At 46.3% G+C, this 16,519-nt stretch carries 16 protein-coding genes and 1 tRNA gene; 7 read left to right on the top strand and 10 right to left on the bottom strand.

The genetic code is table 11. The annotated features are described in order from the left end of the window. Positions 1-586: 586 nt before the first annotated feature. Positions 587-676, bottom strand: a tRNA-Ser gene (locus IGQ44_05160). 76 nt (positions 677-752) lie between these two features. Between IGQ44_05160 and IGQ44_05155 the strand changes: the two genes are divergently transcribed. Further along, entirely contained in the window at positions 753-1,199 is a 447-nt protein-coding gene (locus IGQ44_05155; protein ID HIK37361.1) for a GTP pyrophosphokinase, read from the top strand. Here the strand turns inward: IGQ44_05155 and IGQ44_05150 are convergent. Beyond that, positions 1,189-2,661, bottom strand: a complete 1,473-nt coding sequence (locus IGQ44_05150; protein HIK37360.1) for an amidophosphoribosyltransferase — start codon at positions 2,659-2,661, stop codon at positions 1,189-1,191. The genes IGQ44_05155 and IGQ44_05150 overlap by 11 nt on opposite strands. A 181-nt stretch (positions 2,662-2,842) precedes the next feature. Next, positions 2,843-3,751 carry a peptide chain release factor N(5)-glutamine methyltransferase gene (prmC, locus tag IGQ44_05145; GenBank protein HIK37359.1) on the bottom strand — a complete coding sequence of 303 codons (909 nt, stop codon included), beginning with the start codon at positions 3,749-3,751 and terminating at the stop codon, positions 2,843-2,845. Here prmC and IGQ44_05140 point away from each other — a divergent pair. Continuing rightward, positions 3,680-3,823: a hypothetical protein gene (locus IGQ44_05140; protein ID HIK37358.1), complete on the top strand. Its 144-nt coding sequence runs from the start codon at positions 3,680-3,682 to the stop codon at positions 3,821-3,823. The genes prmC and IGQ44_05140 overlap by 72 nt on opposite strands. 20 nt (positions 3,824-3,843) lie before the next feature. Here IGQ44_05140 and IGQ44_05135 read toward each other — a convergent pair whose 3' ends face one another. The 5 genes from IGQ44_05135 to IGQ44_05115 form a co-directional block, all read right to left on the bottom strand. Then, positions 3,844-4,659 (bottom strand): glutathione S-transferase family protein, encoded by an 816-nt coding sequence (locus IGQ44_05135; GenBank protein ID HIK37357.1) that lies wholly within the window; start codon positions 4,657-4,659, stop codon positions 3,844-3,846. 63 nt (positions 4,660-4,722) lie between these two features. Next, positions 4,723-5,394, bottom strand: coding sequence for a DUF1614 domain-containing protein (locus IGQ44_05130; protein ID HIK37356.1), 672 nt, complete (start codon positions 5,392-5,394; stop codon positions 4,723-4,725). 43 nt (positions 5,395-5,437) lie between these two features. Beyond that, positions 5,438-6,424, bottom strand: coding sequence for a J domain-containing protein (locus tag IGQ44_05125; protein ID HIK37355.1), 987 nt, complete (start codon positions 6,422-6,424; stop codon positions 5,438-5,440). A gap of 149 nt (positions 6,425-6,573) precedes the next feature. After that, on the bottom strand, positions 6,574-7,344 hold the full coding sequence (locus tag IGQ44_05120) for a ChaB family protein (protein HIK37354.1): 771 nt from the start codon (positions 7,342-7,344) through the stop codon (positions 6,574-6,576). Positions 7,345-7,462: 118 nt separating this feature from the next. Beyond that, on the bottom strand, positions 7,463-7,903 hold the full coding sequence (locus tag IGQ44_05115) for an Hsp20/alpha crystallin family protein (GenBank protein HIK37353.1): 441 nt from the start codon (positions 7,901-7,903) through the stop codon (positions 7,463-7,465). 326 nt (positions 7,904-8,229) lie between these two features. Between IGQ44_05115 and rsfS the strand changes: the two genes are divergently transcribed. The 3 genes from rsfS (at position 8,230) to recA (ending at position 10,412) form a co-directional block, all read left to right on the top strand. Beyond that, positions 8,230-8,631, top strand: a complete 402-nt coding sequence (gene rsfS, locus IGQ44_05110) for a ribosome silencing factor (protein ID HIK37352.1) — start codon at positions 8,230-8,232, stop codon at positions 8,629-8,631. Between the two features lie 25 nt (positions 8,632-8,656). Further along, on the top strand, positions 8,657-9,172 hold the full coding sequence (locus IGQ44_05105) for a CGLD27 family protein (GenBank protein HIK37351.1): 516 nt from the start codon (positions 8,657-8,659) through the stop codon (positions 9,170-9,172). A gap of 154 nt (positions 9,173-9,326) precedes the next feature. Next, complete coding sequence (recA, locus tag IGQ44_05100; protein HIK37350.1) at positions 9,327-10,412, top strand: recombinase RecA; 1,086 nt, start codon at positions 9,327-9,329, stop codon at positions 10,410-10,412. 201 nt (positions 10,413-10,613) lie between these two features. On the opposite strand, the gene fbp is transcribed toward recA, so the two are convergent. Next, positions 10,614-11,627 (bottom strand): class 1 fructose-bisphosphatase, encoded by a 1,014-nt coding sequence (gene fbp / locus IGQ44_05095; protein ID HIK37349.1) that lies wholly within the window; start codon positions 11,625-11,627, stop codon positions 10,614-10,616. Positions 11,628-11,757: 130 nt separating this feature from the next. Between fbp and IGQ44_05090 the strand changes: the two genes are divergently transcribed. Further along, the gene (locus IGQ44_05090) at positions 11,758-13,089 is read left to right on the top strand and encodes a HAMP domain-containing histidine kinase (protein ID HIK37348.1); all 1,332 of its coding nucleotides are present in this window, start codon (positions 11,758-11,760) and stop codon (positions 13,087-13,089) included. After that, on the top strand, positions 13,086-14,741 hold the full coding sequence (locus IGQ44_05085; protein ID HIK37347.1) for an AarF/ABC1/UbiB kinase family protein: 1,656 nt from the start codon (positions 13,086-13,088) through the stop codon (positions 14,739-14,741). The genes IGQ44_05090 and IGQ44_05085 overlap by 4 nt, the downstream gene beginning before the upstream one ends. Before the next feature lie 114 nt (positions 14,742-14,855). Here IGQ44_05085 and pntA read toward each other — a convergent pair whose 3' ends face one another. After that, a complete protein-coding gene (gene pntA, locus IGQ44_05080; protein HIK37346.1) occupies positions 14,856-16,439 on the bottom strand; it encodes a Re/Si-specific NAD(P)(+) transhydrogenase subunit alpha in 1,584 nt (527 codons plus the stop codon). Positions 16,440-16,519: the final 80 nt, after the last annotated feature.

Raw genomic sequence — 16,519 nt, 5'->3', positions numbered from 1 at the left:
TTTGGGGTAGTGGTGGTCGTGGGTTCAAATCCCGCCGCTCCGATTTGAGGTGGACCCCAAAACACAGGGGGTTTGCTCCTTTGTATAGCTAAAACCGGCTAAGGTCCTTTCGAGTGTTTCTCATAGCCCCCGGGACGGCGGGGGAGAGTGTGTTTTTTTGGTCAAGGGCAAGGGGGTCGGTAAGGAAGAACAAGAAAAAGGGAACAAAGATAAGGGCCAAGTGGGGCCGGGAATTACGTTCAAGGGCATTTATTTGAAGAGTGGTGGTAGTAGGGTAGGTTATAGAAAGATACGGGGAGGCCCTTCTAACGGCCTTAGGTTTGCGGCTAGAAAGGCGACAAGCCCCCCCAAGGCCTAGAAGAAGAGCCCTAATTCCTCACCAGCACACCAACCCCCCCAGAAGGCCTATTAGAAGACCTAGGGGTCCACCCCACGCGGGTTTGACATTTTCTTCCAACCAGTTTTTCCCACCAGCCTAAGTTACCGTTGCCACTAAAAGCGGGAAACCCCGACCCTGTTGGATAGGCAGCCAACCAGCACTAGTCCCACAGACCCAATTGCCCCTTTCCTGAGGGGGGGATGGGAACGGAGAGAGGGGGATTCGAACCCCCGGTGGAGCTTTTGGCCCCACAACTTCTTAGCAGGAAGCCGCTTTCGACCACTCAGCCATCTCTCCTTGCTCCCCTATAGATTATAACCTAAAACAGGTTACCCTGACAAGGGAGGAGTGTATTTGCCAAGGGAGGAAGACAATGGGAAAGGACGAGAGTGAGCTGTTGGAAAGGGCAATTGAGATTGCGGTGGCCGCCCATCGGCATCAAAGACAGAAGAATGGACTGCCCTATGTGTTGCACCCCATTACACTAATGTTGAGGGTAAGTTCGCTGAAGGGGAAGATGGTGGCGGTGTTGCATGACGTAGTAGAGGACAGTAATTGGACATTGGCAGACTTGGAAAGGGAAGGCTTCCCTCAGGAGATTTTGGAGGCATTGGCCTGTTTGACTCACAGGGAGGGGGAGTCTTATGAGGAGTACATTGACAGGATTAGCCAAAACCCTCTGGCGGTGGAAGTGAAACTGGCTGACTTGCAGGACAACATGGACATTACTAGACTCCCTGCCCCTCTTTCGGAAAAAGACTGGCAAAGACTGCAAAAATACCGTTTGGCCTGGGAGAAGCTGAAAAAAATTAAAAGTTGACGGTTTCTAGCATCAGTTTAGAGCGTTTTACGTTGTCTGGGACTTCGATGGGGTATCTGCCATTAAAACAGGCAGTACAGAAATTTTCGGGCTCAATGCCTGTAGCTTTTAGCATGCCCTCTTCCGAGAGGTAGGCCAGGGAATCCACCTCTATCTGACGGGCAATTTCTTCTACAGACTTGGTGGCGGCTATGAGATGCTCCTGACTGTCTGTGTCAATACCATAGAAACATGGATGAGTTACAGGGGGAGAAGAAATTTTCATGTGCACTTCTCTGGCGCCGGCTTCTCGGAGGGCGCGGACAATTTTTTTACTGGTGGTGCCTCGCACGATGGAATCGTCAATGATTATTACCCTTTTGCCCTCTAAAACGTCCCTGAGGGGGTTAAGTTTCATGCGTATGCCATGTTCTCGCATGCTTTGGGTGGGTTGGATGAAGGTGCGCCCCACATAGCGGTTTTTAATCAATCCCTCCTGATAGGGGATGCCGGACTGACGGGAGTAGCCAATGGCAGCGGGAATACCGGAATCAGGGACTCCTATGACGATGTCGGCAGGGCTGTAGGATTCTCTAGCCAATTGTTCCCCTAGACGCAGACGATAGGCATACAGACTGTCTTTTCCCACAATACTGTCCGGGCGGGCAAAATAAATCATCTCAAAAATACACAATTTAGGCCGAGAAGGACTCCATTGTTGAGAGGTCAAACCCTGTTCGGTAATCCACACCAACTCTCCTGGCCTCACCTCTCTAAGGTATTCAGCGCCAATGATGTCGAGGGCACAGGTTTCTGAGGCCAATACGTAGCGGGGGGTGCCATTTCCCGTTTTCAGAAGACCTATTACTAGAGGACGAACTCCATAGGGATCTCTTGCCCCAATCAGGCCGTCGGGGGTGCCAATAACCAGACTATATGCCCCCTGACACCACTGGAAGGCGGCGATGGCGGCACTCACCCAATCCTTCCCACTGTCCACCTCTTGTCCCATCATTATAGCAATCATTTCCGAGTCGGTGGTGGTTTGGAACTTACAATTGCGCCTATCCAGTTCCGCCCTTAGTTCCATGGTATTGACAAGATTGCCATTATGTGCCAGAGCTAATTGGCCGAGACGAGTTTGTACTACTGCGGGTTGGGCATTGACTTTTACACTGGAGCCGGTGGTAGAATAACGAGTATGGCCTACTGCTATGTGACCCTGCAGACTAGTTATAATGGACTCGGTGAAGACTTGGGGCACTAGACCCATATCTTTGTGGCAATAGCAGTTGCCCTCTTGGTCAAAGGTGGCGATTCCGGCGGATTCTTGACCTCTATGTTGTAGGGCGTATAGGCCGAAGTAGGTGAGTTTAGCCACTGCCTCCCCTGGGGCGTAGATGCCAAAAATGCCGCATGCTTCCCTTGGTTTATCTGCCTGGGGGGAATGGGTTTGTGGTGCCCGGTTTTGATTTTCCCTCATATTTACTTCCTTCTAACCTTTTTATTTATGCCTTTTTATTTATGCCCTTTTACAGCTGCATGCCCTCGACAAGAGTGCTCGATTTGCTATACACGGTATATGTTAACAGAATTTTCCCCCTATTTGTATTTTTTTTTAACCTTTTCTTAAACGGCTAATTACAGCTGGTGAGGGATTGAGATTATTCTCCTTGATGTGGGGTTTTTCGGGCGATGGCAAATCTTTCCAAACCTGCTAAATCTTTACGAATTTCCATGTCTGTATATTGGCCTTTTTGTTTAATAATTTCTTCTACCATCTTTCCCTGTCCTGTCATTATTTCCAGAATTAGAATGCCGTTATCCTGCAAAAATTGTGGGGATTGTTCTACTATTTCTCTTATGGCTTGCAGCCCGTCTTCCCCGCCATCTAATGCTATTATTGGCTCGTGATTGGCTATTTCTGGTTGCAATGAGGCTATTTCGCTGGTGGGGATATAGGGTGGGTTAGAGAGGATACCACTGAAGCTATTTTTCTGTTCTTTGATAGGCTCAAACCAAGAGCCTTTGTAGAATTTAATTCTTTCAGAAAGCCCCAGCCTTTGGGCATTTTGTTTAGCTATATTTAGTGCTTTTTCGCTTCTGTCAACGGCTACGATTTCTGCATTAGGGAACACCTGAGCCAGAGCGACGGCAATAGCGCCACTACCGGTGCCTAGATCCAGCCATTTTCCTTGGCGCAGATGAGGGTATTCTTCAGTTTTTTCCAGTGCTAAATCTATGATTAATTCCGTTTCTGGACGAGGTATAAGGACATCGGGGGTGACTGTCAAGCTGAAATTGCGCCAATAGCATTCCCCTATTATATACTGGATTGGAGTTCTCTTTGTAACTCTTAATTCCCAAAGTTCTTTCAGTTTTTCCCAAGATATTTTGCTATTTATGTAGGGCTTTTGCCGATATTTTTTTAGCTTCAAATCCAGAGAAGAAAGGTCGGTAAAATGTGTGACCAATAGCTCTAATTCACGAGAAGTAATATTATGTTGTTTAGCCAGAGTTTGGGCGTAAGAGATCCAGGAAAAAAAGTCGCTACCGGGGATGAGAAAATCCATAGGCGGGCGGAAGAAAAAACGGGGAGAAAAACAAAGAAAACCTATCCCCCAAAGAGGAAGGGGATAGTATAAAAGATTAGTTGTGTTAAAGACTACTCGATCTCTATTGTAGTAGGCTTGTCACCATTGTTGCTACCGGAGCTGGAGCCATCGCTGGAGGATTTACTTACGGGTTGACGGTAGGTGGCATAGAGACGATCGCGCCATTCAAAGAAAGGCTGATAGGCGGGATTATCGGCAATCCCAGGGATTCCCTTGCCTTCTATCTCGATGTTAACGTCATAGTAACGGACAGGGGGGAATTTAATGATAGTGGAAAGGGCAGCAACGGTCAAGTCGGCAAGGGTGGGTTGGTCGCCGGTAAGATAGGGTTGTGATTGGAGTATAAGGGTTAAAGCCTCTAAAACTCGTTTTAATTCCTTCTCGGCCTCTTTAAAGATGTCTACCCCAAGGCCTACACCAGTGCCTATAATTCTAAGGATGTCTGGGGGAAAGGCAGTAATGACATTTTTGAGAATGTCGGGGGTATCCTTGGGTAGGAAGGACTTGCGGAATTCAGGATAATAATTAAGGGCACCAATGAAGGCTTTACGCCCTTTGATGCCCAAAGACTCGTCTGCCCAGTCTTCCAGCAATAAACACTTGCCCTTGGCAACAGGATCTTCCGGAATTATAGGCCTTTCAGGGTATTTGCGCTCCAAATAAAAGGCGATGGCGGTGGAGTCGGCTATTACCGTGTCGCCATCCTTTAATACCGGTACTTGTCGTTGTCCCGAAATTCTAAATACTTCCAGTTGACCAATACCGGGAGTAACTTCGATCTTCTTGTATTCTAACCCCTTGTAGTCCAGGATAAGTCTAACTTTTTCGGAGTACTGAGATAGTTCAAATTGATATAGTTCCAACATGATGGGATAAGTCCTGTTGCAAAACTTAACACTTATACTTTAACAATTATTGGAGGGGGAAAATCAGGTGAGAAGAAGGGCAAACAAGCCGCAGAGGGCAATACCATCGAATACGCCCGCCCCGCCGATACTGAGGACACCGGGAGTCATACGTTCTATTTCAGGCAGGTGTAACAAATCAGCACCGATAAGAGTGCCCAAGACGCCCCCGGCAAAGGCAATGGGGGGTGCCCCCTCGCCACCAGTTAACAGGAGGGATACCATAGCGGCGGTGAGAGGTGCTACCAATGCATTCATTTGTATCCCTATCCCAGGCACTATTTGAGCGGAATAATAGCTGACAAAGGTGACGATAGCAGTGGTAAAAAGGATGAATAGGGGGTTGGCACGGGTAAACTGGTAGATAGCCAGCAGGGTAGGGATTAGGCCGCCGCCTACATTGAGGGCTACAATGGTTTTTTGTTCAATCTGCCTCAGGGGAATACCCCAAAACCGGGCTAGCCAGAGGTCGATAAAATCGGGCATTAGGGCTATCTGGGATACCCTTTCATAGAGGGGTATATTGATTGTGCTACCCAGAATTACAGACATAAAAAGAAAAAAAGCCACCGCGGGGGAAAAGCCCAGTTTGGCCACTGCTATCTCCACTACATCCAGGGCAATAGCTATCCAGAAGAAGGGCAAAAGGAGGATAAAAATCAGAAACAGTAAGACAGTGACGGGAAGATAAATCATTTTTAACGAAGTTAACGGCTCTAGAAAATAATAACTGGGGGGCTCAGAGGCTTATGTTGACTATGTTTTGACGGGGATCGAAGTTTTGGAATTTTTGTAGTTTTTCGTAGTATTCCCTTTCCATGGGGGAGAGGTTTTTGGGGGTGACGATTTTCACCCTAACCAGTAGGTCGGTGCGATCGCCCTTAGGATTCCGCCAACCCTTACCACGGAGACGCAACAGTTGTCCGGAGTCGACGCCGGCTGGGATAGTCATTTTCACCTTGCCGTCGGGGGTGGGCACGTCGATGGTGGCGCCAAGCACCGCCTCTGTTGGGGTTATAGGGATTTCACAGGTGAGGTTATCACCGTCGAATTTGAAGAAGGGGTGAGGCTGTAATTCGATGGTAAGGTATAAATCTCCCCTTTCGCCAGTGAAGGGATTGAGTCGTCCTTTACCTCTGAGGCGGATACGACTACCAGGTTTAGCGCCAGGTGGAATTCTGACGGTGACGGTTTCCGAACCTATTTGTAAACGTTTTTGAGTACCCCTAAAAGCCTCGGAGAAGCTTAGGGAGATGCTAGCCTCTGCATCTTGGGGGGTAGTTTCAGTGAAGGTAGAGAAAGGATCACCGCCACCGAATTCTACATATTCTCGAAAGCCTCCTGGGCCACTGGTACGATAGGTATATACTCGCCTTCCCCTACCGCCGGCGAAACGACCCAGTAACTCGTTGATGAAGTCATCAAAACTGGTATAGCCACTGAAGTCGAAGTCGAAGTTGCCAAATCCTACCCCCTGACCTCTTTCCGCCTGTTGCCAATACTGGCCAAACTGGTCGTATTTGCGACGTTTTTCCGGATCAGACAAAACCTCATGGGCTTCGTTGATCTCCTTGAATTTTCTTTCTGCCTCCTTGTCTCCCGGATTGAGGTCAGGATGGTACTTCCGGGCTAGACGACGGTATGCCTTTTTGATTTCCTCCGTGGTGGCGTTTTTACTTACACCTAGAATTTCATAATAGTCTTTGAAGTCAGTACCCATGCCCATTGTCACTACCTCCAATCGCCAAACAATCCCCCTTGAGGGCAAAGGCCCCTAGCAATATGGTCACCCCTACTGCCATGGATTGACAAGTACGCCTTTCTTCACCCCATTACCGGGAATTGACTAATGCCCCCAAAACCCCCCACCACTGACTAATCAGACTTACGTTTGGAATAAGTCCCATTCTCGTCCCGCTCAAAAAGGCTTTTTATCCTTTCCCAAGCCTTAAATAGGGCCTTGGTGATGTCATTGGACTGTTGGAGGGACTGGTTGTAGGTCTGGAGGAATTCACTCTGAGCCTCTTCAGAGAGGTCTGCCCTCATTTCTGGGGAAATCTGTTCATTGCTAGTGAGGGTCCCCTCTGGTTGACGGGGTATTTGCATGTCGGTGACGGCCACTTCCTCGCCACCGGCAGCTTGTAGTAAGAGGAAGATTTCACCGTATTTCTCCGCTGGCACCTCTACCACCAAGAGGAACTCTCCTGCTTGAACACGGGTTTGATAGATGGCCGCCTTATCCTGAGGCATGCCCAGGGAGATTAAGGCCGAGCCCAAGCCTGCGCCTAGGGCCCCATATAGAGCGCCACTGGTAGCCCCCAGTAAGGCTGCTGCCAATGGTCCTGCGGCCACCACAGCACCGATGAAGGGGATAAACAGTACTCCCACCCCCGTCAACAGACTTAAAAGGGAGCCGAAGAGGGAGCCGTAGATGGCGCCGCTGGTAAGGCCATCCAGGATAACGTCTTTTTTGGTCAAAAAGCCAGTAATACGGGACTGGGATTGGAAATTACGACCAATAATGGAGATATTCTCCTTGGGCACTCCTCGATTCAAGAGGCGCCTGATGGCATCTTCTAGCTTTTTCTCCTCCTTAAAGGTGGCAGAGACGCATTTTTCTGGCGGTTTAGCGTAGGGGGATGTCATAGTTTATTACTCCTAATTAGCTACATAAATAGAGGTGGGAATAGGGGGGGAATTTTTCATCCTCTCTCCTACCACCTCCAGGGATTATTCAAACAAGAGGATGTACCTCGTCTAGGAATCAAACCACGTTAATTTTGACTACTTTGTGTTTTTCTTCCTCCGCTTTGGGGAGAGTTAATTTGAGGATACCATTCTTGTACTCTGCTTGTACTTTGTCAGTTTGAATGCGAGTGGAGAGAGGAATTACTCTTTGGAATTTGCCATAACGGAATTCAGTGCGAGTTACACCTTTTTCTTCACTTCTGGTTTCCTCTCTTCTTTCCCCACTAATGCTTACGGAGTCTGCGGACACTTCTACATTCAAGTCTTTGGGATCAATGCCGGGAATTTCTAATTTCAGGTGGAAAGCATCCCCAGTTTCTTCCAATTCCGCGGCGGGAACAAAGGACATTCTGTCCACTGGTTCTCTTAGAGTGGGCATTAGTTCATCAAATAAACGGTCCATTTGACGTCTTACCATTTCAATTTCCCGGAAAGGGTCCCAACGTACCAATGCCATATGGTTACCTCCTCTTCTTAATCTTTTTTTCATCTTATAAAAATGGTCAAACTTGTGAAAATCAGGTAACTGGAGAAAACCCCAAATCTTGGCGTTCTCCTCTTACCTGACACCTTCATTGTACAATTGTTTCTGGGAGTGTGAAGTTCGGTATTCGAGAAATTTAAAGTTCGTATATCCGTATTTTTCTATTTCCTTTTAACTGAAATTGCGGGGGGATCGCCAAGTGATGCCCCCCGATAAGCATAAATTAAAAAATATAAAGGGAGGATGCCACCGGGAAGGAGGATGATATAATAGTAGAAAAAAAAATAGTTAGGGAGTGAATGACTGAAGGGAGACTAGAACTAGAAAAACGCCCAAAAGTAGATAGCAAGGAATTGGCTTTGGCTATTGCCGCTGCAGGAGACGAGCGCAAGGCAGAAGATATTGTCCTGTTGAATGTGGAAAAACTATCTTATGTGACGGACTATTTCGTGATAATGACGGGTTTTTCCCAACCGCAGTTGAAGGCAATATCTAACTCCATTGAAACAAAAATAGAGGAAAAATTCCGGCTAACACCACTGCGGATTGAGGGGAAAAATGAGGGTAACTGGATTCTCCATGACTATGGGGATGTAATTGTCCATATTTTCCTGCCGGAAGTAAGAAGATACTACAACCTGGAAGCCTTTTGGGGAGGGGCAGAAAGGGTTATATATACTCCTCAGTTCCAGTTGACTTAAATGTGGCCGTATAGATAGGGGATTTATGAGTGAACAACCCACCAGGACTTGTCCGGTGCCCCAGGAACAATTGCCTATTAATGAATACCAGGAGTTGAAACAGTCTTGGTTTTTCAGTTGGGCGAGTTTGCCATGGGGGCCATTTATAAGGAAACTATTATGGGTATGGGGAGGTAGTCTATTAATTTGTGCCCCCATTGCCGCCGCCAGTTTTACTCCCTCTCGGCAAACCCTGAGTTTTCTGGTGGCAAGTAGCCTAGGGGGTTGTCTATTTGTGGCCTTTGTCTTGATTCGTCTATACCTGGGATGGCGTTATGTAGGAGATCGCCTAGTAAAAAGCTTCATAGTCTACGAGGAATCTAGCTGGTATGACGGCCAGGTGTGGGAAAAGCCCGTAGAATTGCACTACCGGGATAAACTAGTATTCCAGCACCAGGTGTTGCCCTTGCTGAAAAAACTTGAAAGGGCAGGAATAGCCCTTTCCTCACTGATGCTTTTACTGGCAGTTACCCTGGTTCCATTTATTTGTTTACACAAATAATACAGAGAGAATGGCAAATCGGGGAAAATTGAGATAGGATGTTAATACCCCTGGGCACCAACTGGTGGAGGACAACAGTCGACTGGGGAGTCTGGAAGACGAGTGGTGTCGGGGAAAGAGGAGCACACTATAATTAAGAGGCGTCAGCGCAGCTATGGCAACAAGTACAGTTACTCACAATCCCGAAAGGGAAAAGGCACTAAATTTGGTACTAAGCCAAATAGAGAGGAATTTTGGCAAGGGCTCTATTATGCGTTTGGGGGATGCCACAAAAATGAAGGTGGAAACCATCCCCAGTGGCGCCCTGACTCTAGATTTGGCCATGGGTGGCGGCTATCCTAAGGGCAGGATTATCGAAATCTATGGCCCAGAAAGTTCCGGGAAAACTACCCTTGCCCTACATGCCATCGCCGAAGTGCAGAAAAGTGGAGGCGTTGCCGCTTTCGTGGATGCAGAACATGCATTAGATCCGGCCTATGCTGCTGCCTTGGGGGTAGATGTGGACAATTTGCTGGTGGCACAACCAGATCATGGGGAAGCCGCCCTAGAAATCGTAGACCAGCTAGTTCGTAGTGCAGCTGTAGACATAGTTGTAGTAGATTCAGTAGCGGCCCTGGTGCCTCGGGCAGAAATTGAGGGGGAAATGAGTGACAATCAGGTTGGATTACAGGCCCGTTTGATGAGTAAAGCGTTGCGGAAAATTGCCGGCAACATAGGTAAATCCGGGGCAACGGTCATCTTCCTCAACCAATTACGTCAAAAAATTGGTGTCAGCTATGGTAACCCAGAAGTAACTACAGGGGGCACTGCCCTGAAATTCTACGCTTCTGTAAGACTAGATATTCGTCGTGTTCAAACCCTTAAAAGGGGCACTGACGGAGAATACGGGATAAGGGCCAAGGTAAAGGTTGCTAAAAATAAGGTAGCCCCCCCTTTCCGGGTGGCAGAATTTGATATTATCTTCGGTTCGGGTATATCCAGGGTGGGTTGTCTTTTGGACCTGGCAGAAAAAACTGGTATAATCACTCGCAGGGGAACATGGTATAGCTACGAAGGGGAAAACATCGCTCAGGGCAGAGACAATGCTGTTAAGTACCTAGAAGACAATCCCGACATCGCAGAGGCTATTGAAAAAAAAGTCAAAGCCGAGTTGGAAATCAAAAACGTCAGTCTCACCAGCACCACCTCCACTGAGGAAGAAGTAGAAATGGCCGATGGCATCTTCCCTATGGAGGAATAAGCAGGGGCTAATATAAATCACAAGTCCCTTGCCCCTTGAGGGTTTCTGATTGATGGGTGTTTGTAGTCATAAACTCCTACACCCCGCCTCCTCTTCCCTTTTTCTCATCCTATTTATTAGTAAATTTTCTCAAGTAAATGGAAGGCGGGCGCACCCCTGGTAGTCTCTTCATCTACCCCCGCCCCCACATGCCTAACCCCCTCAGAGAAGGAAGGATTGTACTAACTCTACATCTTTAGGGCTACCCAGAATAACAGGAGTCCGCTGGTGCAGACTTTTTGGTACTATGTCTAGTATATTCTCTCGCCCATTGGTGGCCTTGCCCCCAGCCTGTTCAATTATAAAAGCAAGAGGGGCTACTTCGTACAAGAGTCTGAGTTTCCCCTCTGGTTTATCTGTGCTGCCGGGGTACAAAAATACGCCCCCTTGGGTGAGAATGCGATGGACATCTGCCACCAAAGCACCAGTGTAACGCCCTGTATAGCCTTCGTGACGGTGGACATAACGGATATAATTACGGTATCCCTCATCCCAGTGCCAGAAATTCCCCTCGTTAACACTGTACACTGAACCATGTTCGGGGATACGGATATTTTCCTCTGCCAGAATAAACTCCCCTAAACTAGGATCTAAAAGGAAGGAGTGTACCCCTCTGCCCATGGTATATACCAACACAGTAGCCGGGCCATAGAGGATATACCCCGCTGCTACCTGTTTCCTCCCATCCTGTAACAAGTCTTCTGCCTTGCCGTCTAAGTCTTCCCCTTCTTGTTGTCTGATGGAGAAAATTGAGCCTACATTTAGATTTATATCCACGTTGGAAGAGCCGTCAATGGGGTCGTACAATAGGGTGTAACGTCCAATGGGGCAATTTTCCGGTATATAAAACGGTTTTTCCATCTCCTCTGAGGCTAGTCTACATACTAGACCACTATGTTTGAAAACAGATATAAACACTTCGTTGGCATAAACGTCCATTTTCTTCACCAACTCCCCTTGGATGTTACTCTCCCCCGTAAACCCCAAGACATTGTCCATCAAGCCGGCACGACTAAGACGACGGGCGATTAGTTTTCCCGCTAAGCCTATCCGGCCCATTATAGCACTCAGGTCCTGGGCTTCACCGGAATAGTTGTTTAATTGTTGGAGAATGTGACGGGACAGGGTGGTACAATCCCTGTCGAGGGAGTACTTGGGAATTACAATAGTGTCCATGGGGCATTCTTGTCCGTAACTACTTTTTCATTTTAGCGAGCCCCCTGGCAAAATTGCCCTTTCATTAGTTAACCTTTTAAACCGGGGGTATAATTACTCTTAGCTGTAATTGTTTGTTTTCCCCCACTCAATGGATTCTGTTTTTGAGCCTGAAATTATTAACACCGCCAAAGTTCTTAAATTTGAGCGTCTCTTGGGGTTGAAATTCAAATACAACAATTTCTCTTTTCACTCCCCCCAAGACGTTAAAAGTTCCACCACTGTTGAGGTCTTTTTTCACTACACTTCTGCCAAAGAAATTGGAGGCATTGAAACAAATTTTTCTTACCATATATCTGAGTCGTTTTTGACTTTCTATGGTTGGCAAAAAGCTCCTGATATTGTTAAAATATGTAGTAAAAAAGAGCTAGAATCCCTAGAGGGATTAAACCAGGAAAAGGAATTAAAAGAGATTTTCGATTATAACTGGCTAAAGTCACTTCTGATCTGCCCTATCTTTAACGCAAGAAACCCCGAAATTTCCAGGCCTATTACTCTGGGTTTATTGGTGGTAGAAAATAAGCATAACAGACGTTGGCAAGCAGCAGAAACAGAAGTAGTTAAGTGGATGGCAAAACAAATTGCCACTGCCATGATTAATCAACAAACTTTGGCGAAGGTACAGTCTTTGGTACAGGAAAGAACATCCCAACTACAGGTGAGTCTAGAGGTGCAGGCCAAGTTAGGACAAAAACTGCGCAAATATGTGGAGGAATTAAGGAAAGCTAATCAGATGAAGGAGCAATTTATTGCCAGTCTAAGTGATGCTTTAAAGACGCCCCTGGCCAATATGAAGATGGGCATTAAGATGCTAAAACTGATAAACAAAGAGGAAAGAATAGCTAATTATTTAGAAATTTTGGCCAAAGAATGCGATAAAGAAATTGCCCTAGTGGAAAATCTACTTAACCTTCAAAATCTGCGGGAGAATAAACTTACGATTTATGCCCAAAAAATATCCTGGGAGGAGTTACTGCAAAATCTGGCCAATAACTTCAGGGAAAATTTGCAGGAAAAGCAGCTGGAATTAGTGCAAATTATAAGGCAAAAGCATATATATAGTGATTTTAATATTCTGGAATCAATCCTCAAGGAATTGTTACAAAATGCTATTAAATTTTCTGAGGAGAAAACAAAGATATTCTTAGAAATATTACCAGAAGAATCGTCAACAGTTATTAGGATAACCAACTGTGGTAGTGAAATATCTCAGAAGGAACAAGAGCGATTATTTACGCCCTTTTACCAGGGGGAAAGGGTCGCAAATGTAACCAATAGTGGTACAGGGCTGGGACTAGCATTAGTGAAGTTGTGGGTGGATAATTTAAATGGGGCTATTACAGTTTCCAGTGTGCCGAAAGTGGAAAGTGGTTGCTATCAGAACACCTTTACCATTACTCTTCCCAATGTAGGAAAGGAATGAGAGGATTTAGTCACAAAAATAACCAAAGGGATGAATATTCTCTCTTGGGGCGACAGTGGGAGGTTGCCAAGGCTGTTTTGCAGTTCATATTGCTACTGTCATGGGATTTTATAAGGGGAAAAAATGGCAAGTTGCAGAGGCGGATAAGGGCAAGATGGTTGGTGGCAAAACTGGTGGAATTAGGACCCACCTTTATCAAAATTGGACAGGTTTTATCCACCAGGCCAGATTTAATACCCCTAGAATACGTGGAGGAATTGGCTAATCTACAGGATAGGGTACCACCATTTTTGTCAGAAGAAGCCATAAGAATTATTGAGGAAGAATTAGGCAAGAAAATAGAGGAAATTTTTGAATTCTTTGAAAGGGTGCCCCTAGCGGCAGCTAGTTTGGGACAGGTGCATCGTGCTAAGTTAAAAAATGGGAAACTAGTGGTGGTGAAAGTCCAAAGAAGAAACCTGGATAAACTGTTTGAGGTAGACTTTAAGGCCTTAGAGAATATTATATGGATTGCCAACCTCATTATACCCGGTTTTAGGAGATACGAAATAGACCTAATTGCCAAGGATTTTTTTGAAATTCTTAGCCGGGAGATAGACTACATAAAAGAGGGAGAAAATGCGGAAAGATTTAGTTACAATTTTCGGGACAATCCGAGGGTGGTAGTGCCAAAAGTGTATTGGGAATACACCACAAAGAGAGTCATAACTATGGAGTATTTGCCGGGGATAAAAATAGATGACAGGGAGGCATTAATAGAAAAAAATATACCAATAAAACCACTGATAGAGTTGGGGGTTTGCACCTACCTGAAACAACTATTAGAAGATGGCTTTTTTCAGTCAGATCCCCATCCTGGTAACATGGCTGTAAGAGAAGATGGTGCAATCATATTTTATGATTTTGGGGCGATGGCAGAGGTGAATGTCTTAGCAAAGGAACAGATGGTACAAACATTTTTTGCTATTTTACAAAAAGACACAGACAGGGTGTTAGAGGCCCTAATCCAGATGGGGTTAATTAAACCGGTGGGTGACATGACGGCGGTGAGGCGACTGATTAGTTTTTTGTTGAATCGGTTTTTAGACAAGCCATTGGATGTGAATGCCTTTAAGGAAATTAGTGCAGAAATATATCAAATGTTTGAAAAACAACCCTTTCGTCTGCCACCCCAGTTGACGTTTGTTATCAAAGCCTTAACCACACTAGATGGCATTGCCCGTACTTTAGATTCCAATTATAGCCTACTGGCGGCCAGTCAACCCTTTGTAAGGAATCTAACTCGCTCTAACAGTTCTGGTAATATTCTAGTAGTGTTTGCTAGGGAGGGCAAGAAGCTATTACAACAACAATTGCAAAAACCCCCTCGTTGGGAGAGAGCGTTTAATGAATTCCAGAAGCGTTTAGGGGAGGGGGAATTACAAATCCGGTGTCGCTCGTTAGAGGAGGAGAGAATTGCTAAAAGTATATATTTGGCGGTGAAAACTCTAATCTATGCCTGTATTACGGGGTTTTCCTTCCTCAACGGGATTCTCCTAGCCTCTACAACACACCAAAGCTGGAGTTTAGTTTTTTTTTGCCTGGGGGGATTATTTGCCTTTTTGTTGATAAATTCTCTGGTGAAGATGAGTATGATGGAAAGATTTTTCTAACAGCCTCTGGTAATAGCCTCTGGGGGTAAGGAGGCGAGATGGAAGTAGATAACACAAAAAAACACAAAGGCGGAGAAATACCTTTGTGTGTGGTGAATCATTCAAGTATAGAGATTATTTTCTAAACATTTGAAGCATCCTCTGGGTAACGAGGAAGCCGCCGGAGATATTAATAGTGCCCACAAAGACGGCAATGGCGCCGAGGATGGTGGTGGGGGAGGTGACATTTCCAGAAAGTTGTAACATGCCGCCGATAATAATAATCCCACTGATGGCGTTAGTGACACTCATCAAGGGAGTATGGAGTGCGGGAGTAACATTCCAAATCACTTGCCAACCGAGGAAGATGGACAAGACGAAGACGGTAAGATGAGACATGAAAGATTCTGGGGCAGTTAAACCGACACCCAGCAGGGCCAAACCCGCCAAAATCATCCAAACCAGGCTATTGCTGCGTTTTTTCTCCTGGTGTTTTTCCAGGGAGACTACTTTAGGAGTTGTGGAGGATGTGGTGATGGGGGTTGGTTGAGGTACTTTTGGCGGTGGGAAGGTGATTTCCCCCTGATAGACTACCAAGGCGCCGCGGATTACCTCATCCTCCATGTCAATATGGAAGTTGTCGTTGCCTCCCATATCTTTTAGAAGATGCCAGAGGTTAGTGCCATATAGCTGACTGGCTTGACTTGCCATGCGGCTGGGCAAATCGGTGAGGCCTATAATAGTTACACCATTGTACTGATATATTTCACCGGGTTTTGTAACCTCGCAGTTACCCCCTTGTTCAGCAGCCAAGTCTACAATTACCGAGCCTGGGCGCATACTACGCACCATTTCTTCAGTGATGAGTCGGGGGGCTGGCTTGCCAGGGATGAGAGCGGTGGTGATAATAATATCAACCTCTTTAGCTTGTTGGGCGAATAGGGCCATTTCTGCGCGGATAAACTCCTCACTCATGGGTTTGGCATAACCGCCCTCGCCGCTGCCGTCTTCTGGGAAGTCCAATTCCAAAAATTCCCCCCCTAGACTTTCTACCTCTTCTTTTACCACCTTTCTGGTATCAAAGGCGCGAACAATAGCGCCCAAGCCTTTAGCGGTGGCGATAGCGGCCAAACCAGCTACTCCTGCCCCAATTACCAAAACCTTAGCAGGAGGTACTTTTCCAGCAGCGGTGATTTGGCCAGTGAAGAATCTACCGAAGTGGTTTGCCGCCTCGATAACTGCGCGATAACCGGCGATATTAGCCATGCTAGAGAGGGCATCCATTTTTTGTGCCCTACTGATGCGGGGAATGGTGTCCATGGCTAATACGGTGACCTGCTTTTCTTTCAACCGTTGTAGTAATTCCGGGTTTTGGGAGGGGTAGATAAAGCCGATGAGGGTTTTACCAGGGCTTAACAGGTTTACTTCTTCCGGTTGTGGCGGACGCACTTTTAGGATTATATCTGCTTCTTGCCACAATTGTTCCCTACTGTGGACAATCTTACATCCCACTTCCTCGTAGAGACGGTCGTCAAAATCAGCGTTTTCCCCGGCTTTTGTCTCCACCAAGACGGTAAAGCCCAGTTTTTGCAACTTGGCTGCGGTATCCGGGGTAGCGGCTACCCTACGCTCATTGGGGTATATTTCCTTGGGGATGCCTATTTTGAGGGATTTGCTGACGGTTTTTGTTTCTGCTTTTTCCGTTACAGTAGCAGTCATTTTTTGTTAACAGTCCTCACCTATTTTTTTTCATTCTATTGTGCATAATAGAATTCCTGTTGCCTGTGGGGTTTGGATTT

Origin of the sequence: Geminocystis sp. M7585_C2015_104 (assembly GCA_015295805.1) — a bacterium.
Lineage (GTDB): Bacteria > Cyanobacteriota > Cyanobacteriia > Cyanobacteriales > Cyanobacteriaceae > DVEF01.
This window is presented reverse-complemented; position numbering and strand designations above follow the sequence as displayed.

Bases quoted from the DNA above. Each gene is read 5' to 3' on its own strand.
- IGQ44_05155 (HIK37361.1), top strand. From the start codon at position 753: ATGGGAAAGGACGAGAGTGAGCTGTTGGAAAGGGCAATTGAGATTGCG.
- IGQ44_05150 (HIK37360.1), bottom strand. From the start codon at position 2,661: ATGAGGGAAAATCAAAACCGGGCACCACAAACCCATTCCCCCCAGGCA.
- IGQ44_05140 (HIK37358.1), top strand. From the start codon at position 3,680: ATGTTGTTTAGCCAGAGTTTGGGCGTAAGAGATCCAGGAAAAAAAGTC.
- prmC (HIK37359.1), bottom strand. From the start codon at position 3,751: ATGGATTTTCTCATCCCCGGTAGCGACTTTTTTTCCTGGATCTCTTAC.
- IGQ44_05135 (HIK37357.1), bottom strand. From the start codon at position 4,659: ATGTTGGAACTATATCAATTTGAACTATCTCAGTACTCCGAAAAAGTT.
- IGQ44_05130 (HIK37356.1), bottom strand. From the start codon at position 5,394: ATGATTTATCTTCCCGTCACTGTCTTACTGTTTCTGATTTTTATCCTC.
- IGQ44_05125 (HIK37355.1), bottom strand. From the start codon at position 6,424: ATGGGCATGGGTACTGACTTCAAAGACTATTATGAAATTCTAGGTGTA.
- IGQ44_05120 (HIK37354.1), bottom strand. From the start codon at position 7,344: ATGACATCCCCCTACGCTAAACCGCCAGAAAAATGCGTCTCTGCCACC.
- IGQ44_05115 (HIK37353.1), bottom strand. From the start codon at position 7,903: ATGGCATTGGTACGTTGGGACCCTTTCCGGGAAATTGAAATGGTAAGA.
- rsfS (HIK37352.1), top strand. From the start codon at position 8,230: ATGACTGAAGGGAGACTAGAACTAGAAAAACGCCCAAAAGTAGATAGC.
- IGQ44_05105 (HIK37351.1), top strand. From the start codon at position 8,657: ATGAGTGAACAACCCACCAGGACTTGTCCGGTGCCCCAGGAACAATTG.
- recA (HIK37350.1), top strand. From the start codon at position 9,327: ATGGCAACAAGTACAGTTACTCACAATCCCGAAAGGGAAAAGGCACTA.
- fbp (HIK37349.1), bottom strand. From the start codon at position 11,627: ATGGACACTATTGTAATTCCCAAGTACTCCCTCGACAGGGATTGTACC.
- IGQ44_05090 (HIK37348.1), top strand. From the start codon at position 11,758: ATGGATTCTGTTTTTGAGCCTGAAATTATTAACACCGCCAAAGTTCTT.
- IGQ44_05085 (HIK37347.1), top strand. From the start codon at position 13,086: ATGAGAGGATTTAGTCACAAAAATAACCAAAGGGATGAATATTCTCTC.
- pntA (HIK37346.1), bottom strand. From the start codon at position 16,439: ATGACTGCTACTGTAACGGAAAAAGCAGAAACAAAAACCGTCAGCAAA.